The following is a 19,991-nucleotide window of genomic DNA, read 5'->3' on the forward strand; positions in this document are numbered from 1 at the left end:
ACCTCGCGATGCTCGGTCCCGGCTCAACCACCGAGGATGCTCGCCAACGCAGATCTCGACGGCCACTGCTCGACGGGCGCCTTGCATCCGCTGATTGAGTTGAGCCGACGAGGAGCGCGGCGACGAGACGTGTCGAAATCTCCGCCGGGCGACATCGGAGAGCAACCACCCCAGAGGTGGACGGCAACAACGTCGACACACCGGGTTTCGACACGGGTCCTCGCGATGCTCGGTCCCGGCTCAACCACCGAGGATGCTCGCCAACGCAGATCTCGACGGCCACTGCTCGACGGGCGCCTTGCATCCGCTGATTGAGCCGACGAGCAGCGCAGCGACAAAACGTGTCGACATCTCCGCCGGCCGACATCGGAGAGCAACCACCCCAGAGGTGGACGGCAACAACGTCGACACACCGGGCCTCGACACGGGTCCTCGCCCAGCGGCTCGGTCCCGGCTCGACCACCCAACGTGGTCGCCGCCCGATGAAGCCCGCTCATTTCTGTCGGACGTCTCCGGCATCATCGCGGCCATGACCTTTGCCCTCATCGCGTTCGTCGTCGGCGTCGTCGCCGGTGTGGCCATCGGATGGTTCGCCGCGACCGGCCGGGCCGCGTCGGCGGTGGCCACCGCACGCGCCGAGACCGAGGCCGTCCGCGAGTCCCAGGAGCTCGTGGGACGGTCGCTGTCGGCGGCATCGGAGGACGCCGCCCGACGACAGTCCACCGCCATCGGCGCCCAGATGACGCACATCGTCGATCCGCTGCGCGCGCTCGTAGGACAACTCGCCGAGGAGTTGCGACGCGTCGAACAGAACCGGGTGGGCGCCTATGCCGGGCTCACCGAGCAGGTCCGCGGGATTCATGTCGCCTCCACCCGCCTCGGCGATCAGACCCGTGCGCTCACCAACGCACTGCACACCCCCCACCTACGGGGACGCTGGGGTGAAATGCAGCTCGAGCGGGTGGTGGAACTGGCCGGCATGACCCGACACTGCGACTTCGACACCCAGGTGACCATCGGCACCGACGAGGCCAAGCGCCCGGACATGATCGTCCGACTCGCCGGGGGACGCAGCATCGTCGTCGACGCCAAGGTCCCGCTGCACTCCTATCTCGACGCCGCCGAATGCGACGACCCGGCGCTGCGTGAGGAGCTCCTCGCGTCCCATGCGCACGCCGTGCGCGCGCACATCAAGACTCTCTCGTCCAAGGCCTATTGGTCCGCCCTGTCCGACAGTCCGGAGATGGTGGTCCTGTTCGTCCCGGGTGATGCGGTGCTGGAGTGGGCGGTGCGCAGCGATCCCGGACTCATCGACTTCGGTTTCGCCAAGAACGTGGTGCTGACCACACCGTCGAGTCTGGTGGCGTTGCTGCGGACGGTGGCCCTGGGGTGGCGTCACGACGCGATGGCGCGCGACGCCGCGGTGATCCACGAACTGGGCGTGGAACTGCACCATCGGCTCGAGACCGTGCTCGGCCACGTCGACCGGGTCGGGGTGTCGTTGCGGCGCGCGGTGGAGGCCTACAACTCGACGGTCGGCGCGCTCGACAGCCGGGTGGGGGTCACTGCGCGCAAGCTGGCATCCCTGGAGGCACTGGGCAATCTGGACGAACCGACCAGCCCGCGCGTGATCCATGACACGATCCGTGAGGCCGGAGGCGTACACGCAGACACCTGACCTCGGTCGGGTTGACCAACATGACCCGGCGGTTCACGGGAAAACGCGTCGCAACCGGTACCGTCTACTTGTGCCTTTCCCGCAGTCAAGCTCCTCGACGGTGCCCGTGGACCAGCAGTCGGTCCTGCCGACTGTGCGCGGGGTCCCCTGGTGGGGGGCGATCCTCATCGCGACGGTCATCACCGCGATCGGCGCGATCATCGACACCTCGTCGAACAGCACCATCGGCGGCGCCTTCAACTTCTGTCAGCTTGTCGGATGCGTGCTCGCCGCCCTCGCCGTCCGGCGCCGGGCGCTGTTCACCGCCGCCGCCCAGCCACCGTTGGTGTCGTTCGTCATCGCGCTCATCGCGCTGTACGCATCCGCCGACCAGGCGTCGGAGCTGAAGTCGCTGATCCTCAAGGTGCTGCTGCCGATCGCCGCGAACTTCCCGTGGATGGCGATCACATTCCTGGTGACCCTCGTCGTGGTGGTCGGCCGGTGGTACCTGACCCGGTCCGGCACCGACTCGCCGCTCAAACGCACGTCGGCCGGCACCAAGAACCCGACCGCCAAGAGTCCCTCTGCCGAGGATTCCTCGGGCAAGAATCCTGCCGGCAGGAATCGCCCCGCCAAGCCTGCAGGCGCTACCTCGGGCACGCCCCGCAGAGGCCGGCACGACCGGAGCGAGCGCGCGTCCGCGCGGGCCGTTGCCGCCGAGGGCCGCACCCGCAAGGCCGACGCGGACCGGACTCGCACACCGCGGCCCGACGCCACCGCACAGGCAGGTGCGAGCGCGAACGGTACGCGCACCGTACCCACCGGTGGCCGCACGGCTCGTGCCGAGGAGCCCCGACGGGCACGGAGTGGCGGCCGACCCCAGTCTGCTGAGCGGGCCCAGCCGGCCGAGCGCGCCACGTCCGGTGAACGCAGCCAGCAGGAGGCTCGGGCGCGACGCCGTCGGGCCGTCGAGGAGAACGCCCGCGAGGCCACGGCGACGACACCGGCGAGCTCTGGGGCCGCGAGCGCAGGCACCGCACGTCCGCGTCCCCGCTCGGCCGCGGCCGACCTCGACCGCTACGAGTCCGCAGCCGGCCAGACCACTGCGGCGGCACAGCCGGCGCGGACCCGCCGACAGCACTGACGCGCCCGACTCGGGCACGACCCCGACAGCCGAACGCTGTCCGGTCCTCAGCGTCCGGTGAGCCAGTCCCCCAGCCGTCGGGCTGCGTCGTCGACCAGCGCAGGCCAGTCCATCGCGGTCTCGTCGGCGGGATCGCTGACGATCTTGATCAGCCGACAATCCACCTCGAACGCCGCACAGACATGGGCGATCGCGCAGCCCTCCATGTCGACGAGGTCGGCCCGTTCGGCCAGTTCGGCACGCCGCAGCCGGTCGGCCACGAAGGTGTCGCCGGTGGCGAGAACCGTGCCGTCGCCGTCGGGCAGGTTCCAGCGGTCCACCACCGGATAACCCATCGCGATGAGTTCGGCGCTGCTGATGTCGTGTTCGATCACCTGCGACGGGACGAAGAGTCCCGAGTGATGGTCGTGGAGGGCTCCGGCGGTGCCGATGTTGATCACCTGCCGTGTCTGCGGGCGCCCCGACAGCTCACGGGTCAGCGCCATCGACGCCGCCACCTTGCCGATCCCGGTGATCAGCAGCCGGGTTCCCTGCGGGATGTACCGGGCCTCGGAGCGGGTGGCCGAGACCACCAGCACCGACGGGTCGAGCAGGTCGAAGGAGTGGGCGTCACGGGACGTGGGATCGACGGTCACCCGACGATTATCGCGGGGCAGGCGTCACCGTGCGTCGCCGGCCGCCCGGAGGGTGGCACGGGCCGCGCGGCCCAACGCCTCCCCGTAGGCCGGTCCGTGCCCGGCGGCGTGTACGGCCAGTGGGTGCAGCTGGTGCAGCGGGACACGCTCACGCCATCCCGGCCGTAGCCGATGTGCGGCCAGGTACCCGTCGAGGATGGCGTCGAGCTGGGGGCATCCGAACAGCATCAGCATCGCCAGATCGGTTTCGCGGTGCCCACCGTGCGCGGCCGGGTCGATCATCACCACACCGTCGGGTGTCCACATCACGTTGCCGCTCCACAGGTCGCCGTGCAGGCGGGCGGGCGGATCCGCGTCGTCGAAGGCCCCGGACGCGATCAGCGTGCAGGCCGCCCGGGTGGCCTCGGCGTCGGCGGTGTCGAGAAACCCGGCTTCGATGGCGGGCGCGAGGTAGGGCTCGACACGTTCGGCGGCGTAGAACTCACCCCAGCTGTCGTGGATGACAGAGCTCAACGGCCGCTCACCGATGAACTGATGGCCGATGTAGCCGTCCGGCGGCGCCCCGAAGGCGTCGGCGCCCGCATCGTGCATGCGGGCCAGTGCCACCCCGAAGGCGGTGGCGGCCTCCGTCGTCGGCCGGACCGTGGGCAGTCGGCGCAGCGTGATCCCGATAGGAGACACCGACTCCACCTCGACCACCGGGGCACCGGCCGCGGCCAGCCACCCCAGACCGGCGGCCTCGGCGGCGAAGAAGTCCGGATCGGCGTCGCGGCGGACCTTGCGGAAGACCGTGTCGGGACTCACCCGTGGTTGGACTCGACGTCGGAGTCGGTGATCGCCGATTCCCCTTGCGCCACACGGCTGATCTGGGCGAGTCGGTCGAATCGGTCGTTGGCGATCCGCATCACGACCTCATAGGGCAGCGCGAACTTGCGCGCCCACCAGTACCCGAAGCGGATGTCGAAGGAGGTGTAGACCAGGAACCGATTCTTGCGGATCCCGGTCAGGATGGCCGCGGCGGCCTTCTCCGGACTCACCGCCACCTTGTGGAAGTTGTTGATCTGCTTGATGACTCGCGGGTCCTTGCGGTTCACGCCGACGATCTCGACGGTGTCGACCAGCGGCGTGTCGACACCTCCCGGGCAGACCAGTGACACCCCGATGTGGTGTCGGCGCAGATCGAAGCGCAACACCTCCGACATCCCGCGGATACCGAACTTGCCGGCGCTGTAGGGGGCATGCCAGGGCAGGGCGATCAGCCCGGCCGCCGACGACACGTTCACCAGCTGTCCGCCATGGCCGCGTCGAACCATCTGGGGCACAAAGCATTCGATCACGTGGATCGGACCCATCAGGTTGACGTCGACCATTGTCTTCCAGTGACGGTGTTCCAGGTTCTCCACGGTCCCCCAGGCCGACACCCCGGCGACGTTCATCACCACGTCCATCACGCCGACCTCGGCGTCGACCTCCCCGGCGAAGCCGTGTACCCAGTCGTAGTCGGAGACATCCCCGGCGGCATGGAACAGCACCGTCCCGCCGGTATCGACGATCTCGCCGACCGCGGTGTCGAGGGCGTCGGCGCGCAGGTCGGTGAGCACGAGCTCGGCACCGGCCCGGGCGGCCGCCTGCGCGGTGGCCAGCCCGATCCCACTCGCGGCCCCGGTGATCAGGACCTTGCGGCCCCGAAGCGTCGGCACCGGCGGGTCCATCCGGATCAGATCTCGAAACGACATGCCTCGACCCTAGCCACCGATGCTGTGACGCTCAGCAGAACCGGGACAACCTGGGCGGGTCCGGCCGGCCTCAGCCGATCGGGAGCTTGCCGTCGAACAATCCGTACAGCACCACCAGCATCGCGTTGAGCACCTGTGCCGACGCATCCTGCCCGTCGGTCAGCAGCAGCTGGCCCAACTCTGCGGGATCGGTTGTGCCCAGCAACTTCTGGACGAACGGCAGCACGGCCGACAGCTCGCCGTCGCCGGACTGCGGCGTGGCCTGCGGGGCGGGTGAGGTACCGAGGTTCTGCGGGCTCGACGTCGACGACGTGGCCGCAGCCCCCTTGGCGTAGTTGACGATGCCCTCGGTGATGGCCATCGAGTACTTCAGCTGACCATCCTTGCCGGTGAGCGCCGCAGCCTCGGCCGGGTTGGACAGGTTGCCCATCTCGATGAACACCGCGGGCACCTTGGTGAGGTTCACCGCGGCGATGTCGGAGCGGGTCTGGATACCGTCATTGACGCCGGCGTAGTTGGCGGTGGGGAATCCCGCGCGGACGAACGCATCACGCATGATCGTCGACGCCTTGCGGCCCTCGCCGGACTGCACGGCGTTGACCGTGGCGTCCGGGATGGGCAGGCTCGGCACGATCATGTGGAAGCCCTTCTTGGTGGCGTCCGTGCCGGTCGTGGTGGAGTCGGCGTGCAGACTCACCGCGATCGCCGCACCCGAACGGCTCGCCGCGGCGGCGCGCTCGTCGACGCAGCCGCCCCACCCGGTGTCGTCGGCGCGGCTGAGCACCACCCGCGCTCCCTGGCTCTCGAGACCGGCCTTCACCAGCTGGGCGATACCCCAGTTGATGGTGTGCTCGAGTGTGCCGTTGACTGCGGTGGCCCCGGTGGTCTGGCAGTCCTTGGTACCGCCGCGGCCGTCGGTGACCTGCTGGGACAGGTTGTGACCGGCGGCGCTCCCCTGATGCCCGGGGTCGAGGAAGACGGTCTTGCCGGCCAGCGAGGTTCCTGTGGCCGGAGCCGCCGACGCCGGGGCCGTGGTCACAGCGCTCAGCACCGCCGCACCGGTCGCCGCGGCGACCGCGGTGGCGGTGAGCGACATCCTCAATCGCGAGAAGCATGTCTGGGTCATCGCGGTACGGACACGGGTGCACCGGATCGGCCCCCGCGCCTCACTCCTTCCATCCAGCAACATGGGCCACAATAGTCACAGGTTTAACAGAGTCAACCCGGGGTCGAGCTTCGGTGACGAAGCCACCTGGTCCGATCGGTTTCGTTAGGCACCTGTGACGTCGCGGGTATCCCACCGAGATGTGGCGGCTCACGCCGACGGCAGAAACCGGGTGATGTGCAGGATGCCGTGCTCGTCGTCGGCGGTCGCCGCGGTCGCCGTCGCCGCCTCCAGCATCGCGCGGACTTCGTCGGGGTCGACCCCGGTGCCGATCACCACGAGTGCGGTCTGCCGATCCTGCCCGCGCCAGGGGTCGCGGGACACGTCGACGAACCCACCGACCGCGTGCACGACGTGACGTTGCCGATGGCCGGGCCGGTCGAACCAGACCACCCCTTTGATCCGGTAGACACCGGCGGGCGGGCGGGTCAGGAACGCCGCGAGTGCCCGCGGGTCCATCGGGCCCGGCGTGCAGAACTCCACCGACTCGAACGCGTCGTGCAGGTGCGCGTGCCCCGCCTCCCCCGCGTGCCCGTCCGGTCCCGCGTGCCCGTCCGGTCCCGCGTGCACGTCCGCCTCCGGGCGCACCGCATCGGCGTCGTCGGCTTCCCGCAGCAGCGCCTCGAGCGAGAGCTGAACCGGCCGGTCGCCACCATCATCGGGCGCTCGGGTCGGGATGTCGAAGAGCAGTGCCGGGTCGATCCGTCCACCGGTGACGCCGAGCTGTGGCGCACTCGGGTTGAGCGCACCGAGTGCGGCGCGGGTGGTGGCCACCGCCTCCGCGTCGACGAGGTCGGTCTTGTTGAGGACGACGAGGTCGGCCACCGCGACGTGTCCGTCGATCTCCGGATGAGCGTGCCGCGCGGTCTCGAACAGTGCCGCGTCCACCACGTAGACGAGGCCGCCGTAGCGCATCCGCGGATCGGCCATCGCGGTGATCATCCGGATCAGCGACTTCGGTTCGGCGATCCCACTGGCCTCGATCACGATGGCGTCGAGCGCCGCGCCCGGGCGCGCCAGTGCCGCGAGTGCGTCGTCGAGCCCGGCGCGGTCGACCGCACAGCACATGCATCCGTTGGTCAGACTGACGGTGTCACCGACCTGTCCGGCGACCAGCATCGCGTCGATGTTGACTGCGCCGAAGTCGTTGACCAGCACACCGATTCGAGCTCGGGACCCTCCGCGCAGGAGGTGGTTGAGCATGGTCGTCTTCCCTGCGCCGAGGAACCCGGCGACCAGGATCACCGGGATGGGTGCGCGGGTCACGCCGGTCCCGGATCGACACATCCGGAGCACAGGACGGCGAGGTCGCGGCCGAGCCGGTCGGGATGATTGGCTACGTTCGACGTCGGGGTACCGCACTCGACGCAGGTCGCGAGAACCACCGGGTGATCGGAGAAGTCCACCGACATACGCTTGTCGAAGACGTAGAGCGACCCTTCCCAGAGGCCGTCGTCGCCGAACTCCTCGCCGTAGCGGACGATGCCCCCGTCGAGCTGATAGACCTCGCCGAATCCGCGGTTACGCATCAACGCGGTGAGCACTTCGCACCGCACTCCCCCGGTGCAATAGGTGACGACGGGACGGTCCTTGAGGTGGTCGTAGGCCCCGGACTCGATCAACGGGACGAAGTCGCGGGTGGTCTCGACATCGGGGGTGATGGCGCCGGCGAACCGTCCGATCTGCGACTCGATACGATTGCGGCCGTCGAAGAACACCACGTCCTGCCCACGCTCGGCGACGAGTCGGTGCAGGTCTTGGGGGTTGAGGCGGGTGCCGCCGCCCACCACGCCGGAGTCGTCGACCAGCAGTTCGTCCGGGGTACCGAAGGTGACGATCTCCGGGCGTACCCGAACCGACAAACGGGGGAAATCATCCCCTGTTCCCTCGGCCCATCTGATATCGGCATCGGCGAATGCGCGATATCCACGGGTGACCCGGACATATCGCTTCACATCCGCGAGTTCACCGCCGACGGTGCCATTGATCCCATGACGTGACACGATGATCCTGCCGCGAAGCCCGAGCGACTCGCATATCGCCTGTTGCCAGAGCCGAATCGCATCGGGATCGGGCAACGGGGTGAACACGTAGAACAGCACGATCTTGGGGGTCGACACAATGCAAGGGTACGGATCACGGGGTGAGTACCGAACGCGGTGGGGGCGGGTCGCCTTTCTCGCGCTCGCGGCGATCGCCGTGATCGGCTCGGGTGCCGCGGTGACCGCTTGTTCGTTTTCCACCGATACCACACCGTCACAGATCGTCCTGCCCCCGACCGATGAATTGACCACCGAATCAGAACCCTCGAGTTCGAGCAGGACGACGCCCCCGGATTCCGATACCCCCACCGAATTGCCGAATTGGAGCATGGGTCGTGTGATCGCACTTGCACCCCGTGCCGACAATTCGCGATATCACCAGGGGTCCACCGGTCCGCAAACCCCACTCGACGACACCTCGGACTATCACTTCTCCACCCCGGACCGGTCGGTCAATTGTTCCACCTTCTCCACCGGCACCCCCACGCTCGCGTGTCGGATCGCCGACGACTCGTCGAATTCGCGTCGATCATCGTCCACGGCGGCGGGCTGCAGGTGGGCTTCCGACCTGGTGCTCCTCGACGCGGCCGGTCCACAGCACGGGGCATGCGCCGACGAGTTCCCGGTTCTTTATCGCAGCGCGATTGTCGACTACGGCACGACCATCGCGGTGGGCAGATTCTCATGCCTGGTCGAAAGCTCGGGCATCTATTGTCTCGAATCCCGTTCGAAGACCGGATTCTCCAGTACGGCAAAGGGTTACCAGAAGATCTACGCCAATCAGAGGGCCCCGGGCGCTTTGCTCGGTGCCACCGATTCCGAGTCGACGACCACCCCGGTCTATGGTGCCGACGACGAGGATGCGACCACCACGACTTCGCCCTCACGGTGAATTCGCCTGCTTTCCACCACGCCGACCCGCAACACCCAGGAATTTCTCATTTTCCTATGCCTATAATCAACGGCGACATTGATCGGCGTCCACCGATCACCCCATAGAGGAAAGTCCCGGGAGGCCAGATGGCTAAGGTTCAGACCGTCCAGGTCATCGACGACATCGACGGCAAGGTACTCGAGAAGTACGAAACCGTTCGCTGGGCCGTCGACGGCAAAGAGTACGAATTCGACACTTCGGTGAGGCACGCCCAGCAGTTCCGCGACTCCCTGGCGAAATACCTCGAGGTCTCCAGGACCGCGGGTACCGCTCGGGCATCGGCTGCCAAGCGTCGGACGGCAGATGCCTCGCGCAGCAAAGAGCAGACCCAGGCCATCCGGAAATGGGCAACCAAGAACGGATATGAAGTGAGTTCGCGAGGCCGCATTCCCGCACACGTACTCGAGGCCTTCGAAGCCGCCCACTGAGTCGGAGACCAGCGAGTTCACTGAGTCGGAGACCAGCGAGTTCACCGGGTCGGAGACCAGCGAGTTCACTGAGTCGGAGACCAGCGAGTTCACTGAGTCGGAGACCAGCGAGTTCACCGGGTCGACGATTCGGAGTTCACCGGCCGGTTCCGGGAGGAAGCCCTCCTGGTGCCGGCCGTTCTGCGTTTTCCCCGATGTTCCCGATATGCCGGGTCCTTGCGCATCACGGGCAGTGGAGTACGCCCTGCGGTGGTCCGAGTAGCCGACTCTGGACTCCCGTTCGGCGCCGGATCGGGGCAGAATTCGATCCGCACGCGCCAACGCCGACGAATCAACCCGAGTGGAGACCCGATGCCCGAGTCCATCAGTCACCCCGATCCCGAGACCGTCGAACTCCGGTTGGCCCTCGTCTGCTACGGCGGGGTGTCGCTCGCGGTCTACATGCACGGTGTGACCAAGGAATTGCACAAGCTCGTCGTGGCGTCCCGGGCACTCGACGACGCCCGGGCCACCGGCGCCACCACCAACCCGTTCTGCTCGGCCACCGATCCGACGCAGATCCTCGACGGCTTCGACTCCGAGGCGCTCTACTTCGACGCGCTGCGTCGGCTCGAGGACGCGGGCCGGCCGTTGTCGGTGGCCATCGACATCATCGGCGGCACGTCGGCCGGTGGCATCAACGGCGTGGTGCTGGCCAAGGCCCTCGCGATCAACGCGTCGCAGGATGCGCTGCGGAGCCTGTGGATCAACGAGGGCGATCTGCGTAAGTTGCTCCGCGGGCCTCGGTTCGCGGGCCTCGCCGTCCAGGCGGCCACCGCGGCGGTGTGGTCGGTGGTCAACGCGTGGCGACCGACCTCGCTGCTGCGGTCGGATGTGATGTCGCAGAACCTGGTTCGCGCGCTGACGACGATGGATGCGAGCACCCTGCCCAATCCCGTGGTGCAGTCGTCGTCGTTGATCCCGCGGCTGCGGCGGCTGCAGCTGTTCGTCACCACGACCGACCAGTCCGGATTCGATGTCGTCGTGCCGTCAGGTGCGGGTGGGATCGGGCAACGCGATCGGGCCTATGCGCAGGTGATGGAGTTCCGCAGCAGCAATACCGATCCGCGGGTGCAACCGGCCGGCTTCGGCTCCGACGACACCGGCGCGCTCGCCTTCGCGGCGCGTGCGACGTCAGCGTTCCCGGCAGCCTTCGCCCCGGTCACCCGCAGCGGGTTCCTGCAGGAGATCAAGAACGCGATCCCCCTGGACCCCAAGCGGTTCGGTGAGATGTTCCTGTTCCGTTATCACACCACCGACACCGAGGAACCCACCCAACCGAAACGGTCGTGGTGGGCGCGACTGCTCCCCCGCGGCAGCACTGTCGAGGAGTCCGAACGCCACTTCATCGACGGCGGGCTCCTCGACAACGCGCCCTTCGACCTCGTGGTCGACGCGATCGCCCGCGAACCGGCACAGCACGAGGTGATCCGCCGCCTGGTGTACATCGAGCCCGATCCCGGCAAGCCGCTGACGGCGGCGGTCGAGGAGTACCAGCGGCGGTCACACAGCTTCGCCGACGACCTGATGGCGATCAAGGCGCCGCTGACCAGCCACTCCTACCTCGGCGATCTGCTCCATCTGCGGGACATGAACGGCCGGATCGCCGAGATCGGGCGCATCGCCGATCTCCAGCGCACCGAGGTGGAGGCGGTGATCAGCCGGCGGGTCCAGCTCGCCGCACAACAGGTCGTCGCAGCCGATGCCGCGAGTTCTCCTGGCGTCGAGGCCAAACCACCGACAACCTTCCTCGAACAGTTGCTGACCCTGGAGTCGGCGCAGCAGGTCTCCGACAGCTTCTATCGGGATGCGGAGACCGGCCTGTCCGAGACGTGGCGGACCTACCAGCGGATGAAGGCCCTGGCGATCGCCGACCGGGTGACCGATGCGATCATCAGCATCGAGCAGCTGCCACCGGAATCGTTGACCGCCAGCGCAATTCGCGATGCGTTGTCGTCGTACATGCGGGCCACCCCCGAGTGGCGGGACGGCGGCACGGCCTTGGCGGACAAGTTCCTCAAACCCGCCGACACACCCTATCGGGTCCGGCGGTACATGTTCATCATCGACGGTATCAACAAGCTCTACGGTGACGGCGGACCCGACCGCGCGGCGGTCGACAAGCTCAAGGCCGCGGTGTGGGATGAACTGACCAAGCTGCACGACGCGCCTGAGGAGATCGTCGACTCGCTGGGCACCCGCGGGATCACGAATGCGTCGGTGGCCTATGCGGAGACGCCGCGGCCGGTGGGAACCGACCAGTTGCCGGCGGAGGTCACCGAGCTCCTCGACAGCTTCTTCACCCGCTACGCGGCGCTGGTGGATGTCCGAGTCGGCAACGACAACGACACCATCTGGGCGACGTTCACGAAGACGGCACTGTCGGCGGTGTCGGCGGCATCCCGCGACGCCACCGGAGCCCTGCGCCTCGGCGACGGCTGGACCGACGAGCACTTCCGGTTGTTGGCGTCGCGCTACCTCGGGTTCCCGAAATGGGACGGCGCCCTGTTCCCGATCACGGCACTGTCGCGGATTCCCCAGCTGACGCCGATCCCGGTGAGTCAATTCAGTCCTCGTGAGGCAGCAACCCTGTCCGACTACCCGACGCCACGCCCGAAACTGTACGGCGCCAAGCTCGCCCATTTCGCGGCATTCCTCGAGCCCGGATACCGCGAGAGCGACTACCTCAGCGGGCGTCTCGACGGCGCCGACCTCATCATCCGGTTGCTCGCCGAGACCACCGGCGACGATGCCCTGGTCACCGACCTCGCGCGCCCCACCCTGGAAGCGATCTTCCGGTCCGAGATCGGTGGACTGACCCACATCCCCGACGAGTCGCGCCGTTGGCTCGACGAGTTCTTCGGCGACTGACGCCCGGCTGCCGACGGTGAACCGATCGGCTCACATCATGTGCTTCGGGTGCACGTGCGACGGCATCAGCTGCAGCAGCGACATCCGCAGTGCCATCTCGCGCCGGTTGTCGACGAGCTCGGAGTACAGGTCGTCGACGGCTGATCGACCGCGAGGATGCGGTCCGACGATTCGGTAGCAGGCCTGGTTGAACGGGCCGAACCAGAGTTGGATGAAGAGCTTGGGATTCAGGATCATCCGTCGCATCGGGATGAGGCAACCGATTTCTCGTGCGAGTGAGTCGAGATAGACGATGTTCGACGGGATCGACTCGGTATGTCGGGGGCTCAGCGAGGTCCAGTGCTCTTCCCACTTCTTCTCGCGGTCGATCACCTCGTCGATGTTCCGCGGAACCGTCAGCGTGCCACTGCACACCTGCGCGAAGTAGCGGGCCTGCATTTCCGCGCAGATGGGGATGCCACCGGAGAAGGGCCGGACGAAGCCGATGAATGCGACGGTGCCCTGGTGGTCGGGGTGCAGGAAATGCTTGTACAGGTTGCGCACATTGCCGTCTCGGACCCGCAGTTCACCGATCGAGATGTCGTCGGTGCTGAAACCGGTGCACAGCACGATGGTGTCGAATTCGGTGGCCGTTCCGTCGTGGAACCGCACCGTGTTGCTGTCCGCATCGGCGATTCCCGAGTCGTTCACCGAGACCTTGCCACTGGTGATGCTCGGGACAAAGCTGACGTTCTTGCTGAAGATGCTGCGTTGGGCCCAGCTGCCGTCCGGATGCGACTGCCGGTTCCAGGTCCGGATGAAATCCCAGTTCTCGTCGGTGTGCGGGGTGTCGATGTCGAGCTGGGGCGGGTGTGCGGGTTGTCCGAACGGGTTGACGGTGGGCGCGGCCGGCCGCCGACCGGGAACCACCTTCTCCGTGAGGACCCGAAGCGCGCCGAGTGCGGTCGTGGCGATCCCGTAGATGATCGACGCCACGGTGAACACCACCTCGGCAACCTTGGTGCGCCCCCAGAACGATTCGTAGACGAACGGGTAATCGGTTGCCCGGCGGAGCATCTCGTGGTGATGAGACCGGACGGTGCCGTGGTCGGTGGTCCTGGTGCTGTTGAACACCCGCGGCAACAGGTAGGCCCGCGACCGGATGGACAATGTGGCGCTGTCGGCGACGTCTCCGATCTCCCGGACGATATCGGCCCCGGATTCGGCGAGTCCGACGATCAGCACCTTCTTGCCCCGGAATCGCTTGTTGTTCCGGTATTCCGAGGAATGCACGACCTCGCCGGTGAAGCCCTCGATCTCGGGGATCGCCCGGTTGGATGTCTTGAACGGTCCGGAACAGATGGCCACAGCGTCGAAGTTCTCCCGTGACTCGACGCCGTCGTGACGCACGGTGACCACCCACCCGCCAGGGTCCTGCCGGACGTCGGTGACGTGGCTGCCGAATCGGATGGCCGGCCGGAGTCCGAAGCGATCGGCGTACCCGGCGAGGTAGTGGAAGTACTGTTTGCGCGTGTAGAAGACCCGGTCGCCGACAAAAGGATGGTCACTGTAGGCCATCAGCTTCATCGAGATGGTGAGGTGAAGATTGTCATACGCCTTCATCTGTTCGTCGTCACCGTTGTGCCTCAACCACAGACCACCGATATCCGCATTCTTGTCGAAGCAGACCACCTCGTGCCCCTCGTCGAGCAGCTGTTTGATGGTCGTCAGGCCACACGGGCCCGCTCCGACGACGCACACCTTCATGAATTCCTCCGAACATGACCAAGCGCAGTGGTGAGTGGCCGCCCGCTCGTTTGTCGGCAGCGTCGTCGAAGGCGTCGCACCTGCATCGGTTAGCGGGTCGGTCAGCGGTCCGAGATCATTCGAACCAGCGAATGGTAAGGGTAGGCATACCAAAGGTGTTTGTCCACGTCTGTATCGCGTAAATCGGACAAAACACGCGTAGTTCGTGCCCGCTCGACGCCCGACCTCGGATTCCCGGAAATGCGTCCGGTTCCGATCCATTAGGTCCGACTAACTTTTATCGGTCACTTCTGTTCAGCGTATTGGCAGCAACTCCACAGATTCGGCGCGAACAGCGGCCCCGAATGTGCGGCTCCGAGGACCGGGCCGGCGCCACTCCCCGACCGCAGACGTTCGCCGCCGCCGGCTCTCCCACGCACCGCCCGGTGGGCACTCCGCCCGCCGACCATCCACACGGCCGGCACACATTAGAGTCGAGCGGGTGAGTGACCGGCGGAAATCATCGGGCGCGCCGCGCCATCAACCTCGTGCGACCTCCAGCAGGGCGACATACGTGCTCATCGGCGCCGCCGTCGTGATCGTGGCGGCACTCGTGATCGGCGGCTTCGTGTGGAACGCGAACAAGCCCGATCGCGGCGAGGTCAGCGAAAAGGTACTCAACGAGAACGCCGCACTCATCATCGGCGAGCCGGCCGCGCCGACCACGATCGACGTGTTCGAAGACTTCATGTGCCCCACCTGCAAGGATTTCGAGTCCAAGTCCGGGCAGGCCATCGTCGACGCGGTGAACGCGGGCACCCTTCGTGTGCGATATCACATGCTGACCTTTCTGAATCGGATGTCGTCGTCGGGCAACTACTCGTCCCGTGCCGCCGGTGCACTGCAGTGCGTCGGTGCGGCGAAGGATCCCGCGGTGTTCTTCCGGTTCCACACCGCGCTGTTCGACGACCAGCCCGAGGAGAACGGATCGTCCGACCACTCCAACGCCCAGCTCGCCCAGATCGCCGCAGCCCAGGGCGCCACACCGGCCACCCAGCAGTGCATCTCGACCGGCGCGATGGTCGCCGAGGCCGACGAGGCCGCGGAGACCTCCCGCAATCAGCTCACCAAGGCACTGGAGGGCCCCGCCGCGACCCCCACCGTCCTACTGAACGGTGAGCCGGTCCCCGGCATCCTCGACGGCCCGGGCTGGCTGACCGAGATCCTCACCAAGGAGACCAAGTGATCGCGGGTCGGGGCATCGGCGTTTTGCGGCCGCAACCCTCTGACCTGGCGATTTGGCACCCGTAACGACGGTGGTGTAACTTTTCTCTTGCCCGCAGAGAGGGCAAACGAGAAGTGAACAAGGGGCTATGGCGCAGCTGGTAGCGCACCACACTGGCAGTGTGGGGGTCAGGGGTTCGAGTCCCCTTAGCTCCACCAACCACGAAACCCGTTCCGACCTGCGTCGGAACGGGTTTCGTGGTTGGTGGGGTCGTTGCCTACCGCCGCCGGATTGCCTAACTATTGCCTATGGCCTTGGAAAATACTTCGCTCGCCGCCTTCAGCCGGTCGTCGGACACGCGCCCGTAGACCGCCGTCGTCATGCGCTCCGAGTGCCCGTGCCAAGCGGCGACGACGTCGGCGGGAACACCCGCTTCCCTCATCCGGGACACCGAGGAGTGCCGAAGGTTACGCAACGTGATCGGTGGCAGCTTGGCCGCTTTCCGTCGGTCCGTGAACAACCGGGTGAAGTCCCGAACCGGGAGCGGCGTCCCGTCGATCCTGGACAGGATGAGGTCACCGTCGACCAGCGGTCGACCCACCGCCATGCGCTCCCGTAGGTGAGCGGTGCGCATCGCCTTCAGCATCGCGAGTTCTCGCGGCGGTATCGGAAGATCCCGAACCGATCGAGCATTCTTCGGGTCGCCGACCACGTCGTGACCATTCACGTCGACCCGCGCCTGACGGATGCGAAGCTCGCCCTTGTCGAGGTCGAGATCCGACCAGCGCAGCCCACCGACTTCCTCCCGGCGGAGACCGAGCAGGGTCAGCGCGAAACACCCGGCGAGTCGGTGGTCGGCGATTGAGTCGAGGAACGTGGTCATCTGGTCAGGGGTCCAGATCTCGCCCTCAGCGACGGCCACAATCACCTTCTGTGCGGGTGCGTCGATGTTGGTGGTCGGGTCATAGCTGACCCACCGCATCCGCACCGCGTGAGCCATGACGGCCTTCACCGTGACGATGGCCCGCCGCTTGGTCGAGGCGGCGAGGGGTCGGCCCGGCTTCGGGGTGCCGTCCTTGTTGGTGGTCGGCTTGGTCGTCAGGTTCAGCGACCAGTCGATCAGGACCTCAGGCGTGAGCTTCTGCACGGACACCGACCCGAACGCGCGACGAGCGTAGGCCAGCGACTCACGGTCGGCCCGGACGGTGTTCTCGCGGGTGCCGTCGTCAGCCTCGCGGACTTTCAGCCAGTGGTCGGCGACGTCGTCAAAGGTGCGTTCGGACTTCGCCGCCCATGTCCTCGCATCCCACTGTTTGCGTTGGTCGGTGATCCACTCACGCGCCGCACCCTTAGTCGAGAACGTCTTGTAGGGACGCACCTGCTTGCCCGTGACGGGGTCGGTGCCGAGGGTCGGACGTGCCCGCCAACGTCCATCGGGGAGCTTGGTTAGACCGTCGTCGGTTCGCTGGCCGCGCTTGCGGGCGTGGTCGGTGGTCATCTGTTCGTGTCCTTCTGGCGTGGTTGTGGTCGGCGGGGTAGGTCGGCGGTGTCGAGGAATCCCTCGGCCTTAGCCTTGGCGAGCAGGCGGTCAGCGGTGCGGGTCGACACCGACAGTTCATCTGCGACGGACTGACGCACCGGGAGGCCGAGGGAGAGTGCCCGGGCCGCAGCGCGGGCGGCGTCCCACACCCGAGGGTCGGCGTCATCTGGCCGGGCGTGGATCTCGGTGGTGTCGGCAGGGTAGGCAAGCCGACCACCAAGGCGGTCGATCCACTGCGCTGCTGAGTAGGCGAGGCGGCGGGCCGGTACCTCACGGAGCGCGGCAGGGTCGACCACGGTGCCCGCGTCCGCGATGATCGACAACTCGGTCAACCGTGGTTCCCGGCCCGTGGTCGAGACCCTGACCACGTACGTACGCGGGTGCCCGTACAGGCGGATGGATACGCGCTCATCGGGTGCGGGCGAATGAAACGGGTTGCGCCCGTTGGGCGGTGGGTCGGCATAGTCGACCGACTCCACGTCGCCACGCTCTCGCCGTGCTGTGCTCATGTTGGCGAATCTACACCATAGACATTCGCCACGTCACGGATCACGCTAGAGACATGACGACCACAACCGCCGCCACCCGCCGCGCCGCCGCTGCACTGACCCTTGCCGACCTTCGGGACGGTCCGCCGACCGTGAGCATCGAGACCGCCGCCGAATACCTCGGCGTCAGCCGTGCTTACGGGTACCGGCTCGCCAAGGCCGGGCATATCCCGACCATCCGGCTGGGTGCCCGCCGACTCCGGGTGCCCGCAGCCGCGCTGTACAAGCTGCTGACCGAGGGTGAGTGACCCGTCGTGCCGGTTCGCCTCGCGGAGTCATCGGGCGTTGATGCCCGTAGCCGCGCCCGATGATTCCGCCGGTCGAATCGACACCTGAAGCAACAGACCCGGAGGCCGATTAGGTCTCCGGGTCTGTTTTCGTTGTGCCGCTAATCGGTCGCGAGTTTGGTTCTGCACCGGGCCGATTCCGGCCTCGATGCTCTCCTCGTCGGTGAGCGTCGCGCCGCACAGAACGTACCGCCCGTACGTCCGAACGGGTACCTATTGCCCGTCGTCATTGTTTCGCCAGTTCTGTCGAGGCGGGATTGAGATAGACCGCACCTGCACCGCCGAGATGACGCACCGGCACAACGTAATTGAGATCTCGGAGCAGGTCGAGTACCTGGTTGCGGATCGAGGTCTGACGAGTCGGGCTCGGACCGCGTCGGCTGATCTCGCGGACGGCGATCGGTTCGTACGGCGTCTTGTCATGCTCTCGGATCAACCAGTCGAGCATTGACTGGGCATGTTCGACTTTGACCTCGCCGGTCGCGGCGACGCCGAACGCCTGGCGGGCGTTGGCGATGAACCACTCCTCGATCTCCAGGGCGCGTTCGACGGTCGAGGTCTCGATGAGGACCCGGACCCCGTCGCGACCGTGTTCGGCCATGTGTAGGTGTAGTGCTCGCCGGGCAATCCGGCCCGCCGACTTGGCTCCCCACGCCGCGAACGTGCCCGTGAGATCACCGCTCCACACCCGGTGGTCGAACTCAGCCGAGATCTGTTGCATTCGCCGCTGAGCGGCCTCGGTCAGCGCAGCGGTGCGGCGAGGCTTGTCGTGCAAGGTCACCGCAAGACCGGTCACCAACCGCTTGTAGGCGGCGACCACGTCCGACGAAGGCGACGCGGTCACACCGGACACCCCGCGCTCGAACCGGGATTTACGGCTCTCGGGATAGGCGAACTCGATCCGGGCGACGAATCCTCTGCCCACGAACCGAGGATTTGCCAGTGCTGCGCTGGCGACATGAGGTCGCGTTGCGAGGCACATGGTGAGTGCAGGCTGATCGAGGTGCACCGAGGGACGCGAGACACGGTCAACCCTGACCGGCTCACCGGTATAGGCGCTCACGAACACCCCAAGCGAGGGCATCGCGCTGTACATGCCCGACAGGACCTCGAACACTTCGCCCTCGGCGTCGGCGATGGTCATGCGCTCGCTGTTGTCTTCCATGAGCGCTGCCAGTTTCTCCGGGGTCACGTCCGCCGCAGTCAATCTCGGCTCCGGTCCGGTGAACTCGGCCTCACCCGCGATGACATCGAAGCTGTCGCCCCCGGCGCGGTCGATCGGTGTATCCCAGCACTGCGCCGCCAATATCCGCTCGGCGTCGCCGATAGGTCCGGTCACCAGATCGTCCATTGCGGGACTCTTGCGCTGACCCGAGTCAGCGACAACGAGGATGTAGGCCACTCCGTTCTCGGTCCAGCCGTCATACACCTGCACGTTGACGTGACCGCCAATAGCTGCCGACATCGCTCCGAGCGCCATCGGGGCGCACAACCCCGGATCAACGTCGAGCCTCCCCGCGACAGCACTCACCATGTCGGCCAGAACGGCAGGCAGGGCGTGCAGCGGAAAGTCCGGCACACGGGAGACGCCAATCGGCACCGGGGCACCACCGAACATCGCCGCGACCCGCGCCCGTCGTTGTTCGGCTCGCGCACCTTTGCCCTGAGTCAGCCGAGCGGCAATCTCGTGGGGATCGTCCATACCGACCTTGGCCGCGTAGGCGGCGACCTCGACACGACTCAGCACCTTCTCCGCATGGGTGCTCGCGATGCACGCGGGAACGACAAGGAGGTCGTCGAACGACATTGCGCTATCGAGGGTTTCGCCGGTCATCCCTTCCCAGGCATCCGCCAACGAGCGGCGCGTCGGTGCGTCGGTGATCGCATCGAAGACGGGGAAGTCAGACAGGTTTCCGGTCTCCTCGGCCCACTGGCACGCCAGCCAGAACTCGGCAGGGTCGTCGTTGCTCGCCACTGCGGTAATGTCGGAACTGGACATCGTGGGTCCATCCTTC

General features: G+C 66.9%; 17 protein-coding genes and 1 tRNA gene. 8 read left to right on the top strand and 10 right to left on the bottom strand.

Annotated features, from left to right (window positions below):
* Nucleotides 1-529: 529 nt before the first annotated feature.
* Both ACWDUA_RS12195 and ACWDUA_RS12200 read left to right on the top strand, forming a co-directional pair.
* Nucleotides 530-1,678, top strand: coding sequence for a DNA recombination protein RmuC (locus ACWDUA_RS12195; RefSeq protein WP_449751274.1), 1,149 nt, complete (start codon nt 530-532; stop codon nt 1,676-1,678).
* Nucleotides 1,679-1,784: 106 nt separating this feature from the next.
* Nucleotides 1,785-2,801: a DUF6542 domain-containing protein gene (locus ACWDUA_RS12200; RefSeq protein ID WP_449751275.1), complete on the top strand. Its 1,017-nt coding sequence runs from the start codon at nt 1,785-1,787 to the stop codon at nt 2,799-2,801.
* Between the two features lie 47 nt (nt 2,802-2,848).
* Here ACWDUA_RS12200 and ACWDUA_RS12205 read toward each other — a convergent pair whose 3' ends face one another.
* The 6 genes from ACWDUA_RS12205 to trhO all read right to left on the bottom strand — a co-directional run bounded on the left by ACWDUA_RS12205 (nt 2,849) and on the right by trhO (nt 8,457).
* Entirely contained in the window at nt 2,849-3,436 is a 588-nt protein-coding gene (locus ACWDUA_RS12205) for a nucleosidase (protein ID WP_449751276.1), read from the bottom strand.
* 24 nt (nt 3,437-3,460) lie between these two features.
* Nucleotides 3,461-4,240, bottom strand: coding sequence for a fructosamine kinase family protein (locus tag ACWDUA_RS12210; protein WP_449751277.1), 780 nt, complete (start codon nt 4,238-4,240; stop codon nt 3,461-3,463).
* A complete protein-coding gene (locus tag ACWDUA_RS12215; RefSeq protein WP_449751279.1) occupies nt 4,237-5,172 on the bottom strand; it encodes an SDR family oxidoreductase in 936 nt (311 codons plus the stop codon). The genes ACWDUA_RS12210 and ACWDUA_RS12215 overlap by 4 nt, the downstream gene beginning before the upstream one ends.
* 70 nt (nt 5,173-5,242) lie before the next feature.
* Nucleotides 5,243-6,268 carry an N-acetylmuramoyl-L-alanine amidase gene (locus tag ACWDUA_RS12220; RefSeq protein WP_449751280.1) on the bottom strand — a complete coding sequence of 342 codons (1,026 nt, stop codon included), beginning with the start codon at nt 6,266-6,268 and terminating at the stop codon, nt 5,243-5,245.
* Nucleotides 6,269-6,487: 219 nt separating this feature from the next.
* Entirely contained in the window at nt 6,488-7,603 is a 1,116-nt protein-coding gene (locus ACWDUA_RS12225) for a CobW family GTP-binding protein (protein ID WP_449751281.1), read from the bottom strand.
* Nucleotides 7,600-8,457 carry an oxygen-dependent tRNA uridine(34) hydroxylase TrhO gene (gene trhO, locus ACWDUA_RS12230; RefSeq protein WP_449751282.1) on the bottom strand — a complete coding sequence of 286 codons (858 nt, stop codon included), beginning with the start codon at nt 8,455-8,457 and terminating at the stop codon, nt 7,600-7,602. The genes ACWDUA_RS12225 and trhO overlap by 4 nt, the downstream gene beginning before the upstream one ends.
* 259 nt (nt 8,458-8,716) lie before the next feature.
* On the opposite strand from trhO, the gene ACWDUA_RS12235 reads away from it, so the two are divergent.
* The 3 genes from ACWDUA_RS12235 to ACWDUA_RS12245 all read left to right on the top strand — a co-directional run bounded on the left by ACWDUA_RS12235 (nt 8,717) and on the right by ACWDUA_RS12245 (nt 12,651).
* Entirely contained in the window at nt 8,717-9,271 is a 555-nt protein-coding gene (locus ACWDUA_RS12235; RefSeq protein ID WP_449751283.1) for a hypothetical protein, read from the top strand.
* A gap of 128 nt (nt 9,272-9,399) precedes the next feature.
* Entirely contained in the window at nt 9,400-9,741 is a 342-nt protein-coding gene (locus ACWDUA_RS12240) for a histone-like nucleoid-structuring protein Lsr2 (protein ID WP_449751284.1), read from the top strand.
* Between the two features lie 351 nt (nt 9,742-10,092).
* Nucleotides 10,093-12,651 (top strand): patatin-like protein, encoded by a 2,559-nt coding sequence (locus tag ACWDUA_RS12245; RefSeq protein WP_449751285.1) that lies wholly within the window; start codon nt 10,093-10,095, stop codon nt 12,649-12,651.
* Nucleotides 12,652-12,681: 30 nt separating this feature from the next.
* Here the strand turns inward: ACWDUA_RS12245 and ACWDUA_RS12250 are convergent, their stop codons facing one another.
* A complete protein-coding gene (locus tag ACWDUA_RS12250) occupies nt 12,682-14,397 on the bottom strand; it encodes a flavin-containing monooxygenase (RefSeq protein WP_449751286.1) in 1,716 nt (571 codons plus the stop codon).
* Nucleotides 14,398-14,950: 553 nt separating this feature from the next.
* Between ACWDUA_RS12250 and ACWDUA_RS12255 the strand changes: the two genes are divergently transcribed.
* A complete protein-coding gene (locus ACWDUA_RS12255; RefSeq protein ID WP_449751287.1) occupies nt 14,951-15,622 on the top strand; it encodes a DsbA family protein in 672 nt (223 codons plus the stop codon).
* Nucleotides 15,623-15,743: 121 nt separating this feature from the next.
* Nucleotides 15,744-15,819 (top strand) — tRNA-Ala (locus ACWDUA_RS12260).
* Nucleotides 15,820-15,896: 77 nt separating this feature from the next.
* On the opposite strand, the gene ACWDUA_RS12265 is transcribed toward ACWDUA_RS12260, so the two are convergent.
* Both ACWDUA_RS12265 and ACWDUA_RS12270 read right to left on the bottom strand, forming a co-directional pair.
* On the bottom strand, nt 15,897-17,099 hold the full coding sequence (locus ACWDUA_RS12265) for a tyrosine-type recombinase/integrase (RefSeq protein ID WP_449751288.1): 1,203 nt from the start codon (nt 17,097-17,099) through the stop codon (nt 15,897-15,899).
* Complete coding sequence (locus ACWDUA_RS12270; protein WP_449751289.1) at nt 17,096-17,650, bottom strand: hypothetical protein; 555 nt, start codon at nt 17,648-17,650, stop codon at nt 17,096-17,098. Before ACWDUA_RS12270 ends, ACWDUA_RS12265 begins: the two co-directional genes overlap by 4 nt.
* Nucleotides 17,651-17,703: 53 nt before the next feature.
* On the opposite strand from ACWDUA_RS12270, the gene ACWDUA_RS12275 reads away from it, so the two are divergent.
* Nucleotides 17,704-17,937, top strand: coding sequence for a helix-turn-helix transcriptional regulator (locus tag ACWDUA_RS12275; protein ID WP_449751290.1), 234 nt, complete (start codon nt 17,704-17,706; stop codon nt 17,935-17,937).
* A gap of 265 nt (nt 17,938-18,202) precedes the next feature.
* Here the strand turns inward: ACWDUA_RS12275 and ACWDUA_RS12280 are convergent, their stop codons facing one another.
* Nucleotides 18,203-19,975, bottom strand: a complete 1,773-nt coding sequence (locus ACWDUA_RS12280; protein WP_449751291.1) for a YfjI family protein — start codon at nt 19,973-19,975, stop codon at nt 18,203-18,205.
* Between the last annotated feature and the right edge of the window lie 16 nt (nt 19,976-19,991).

It is taken from the genome of Gordonia sp. NPDC003376, from assembly GCF_053589235.1.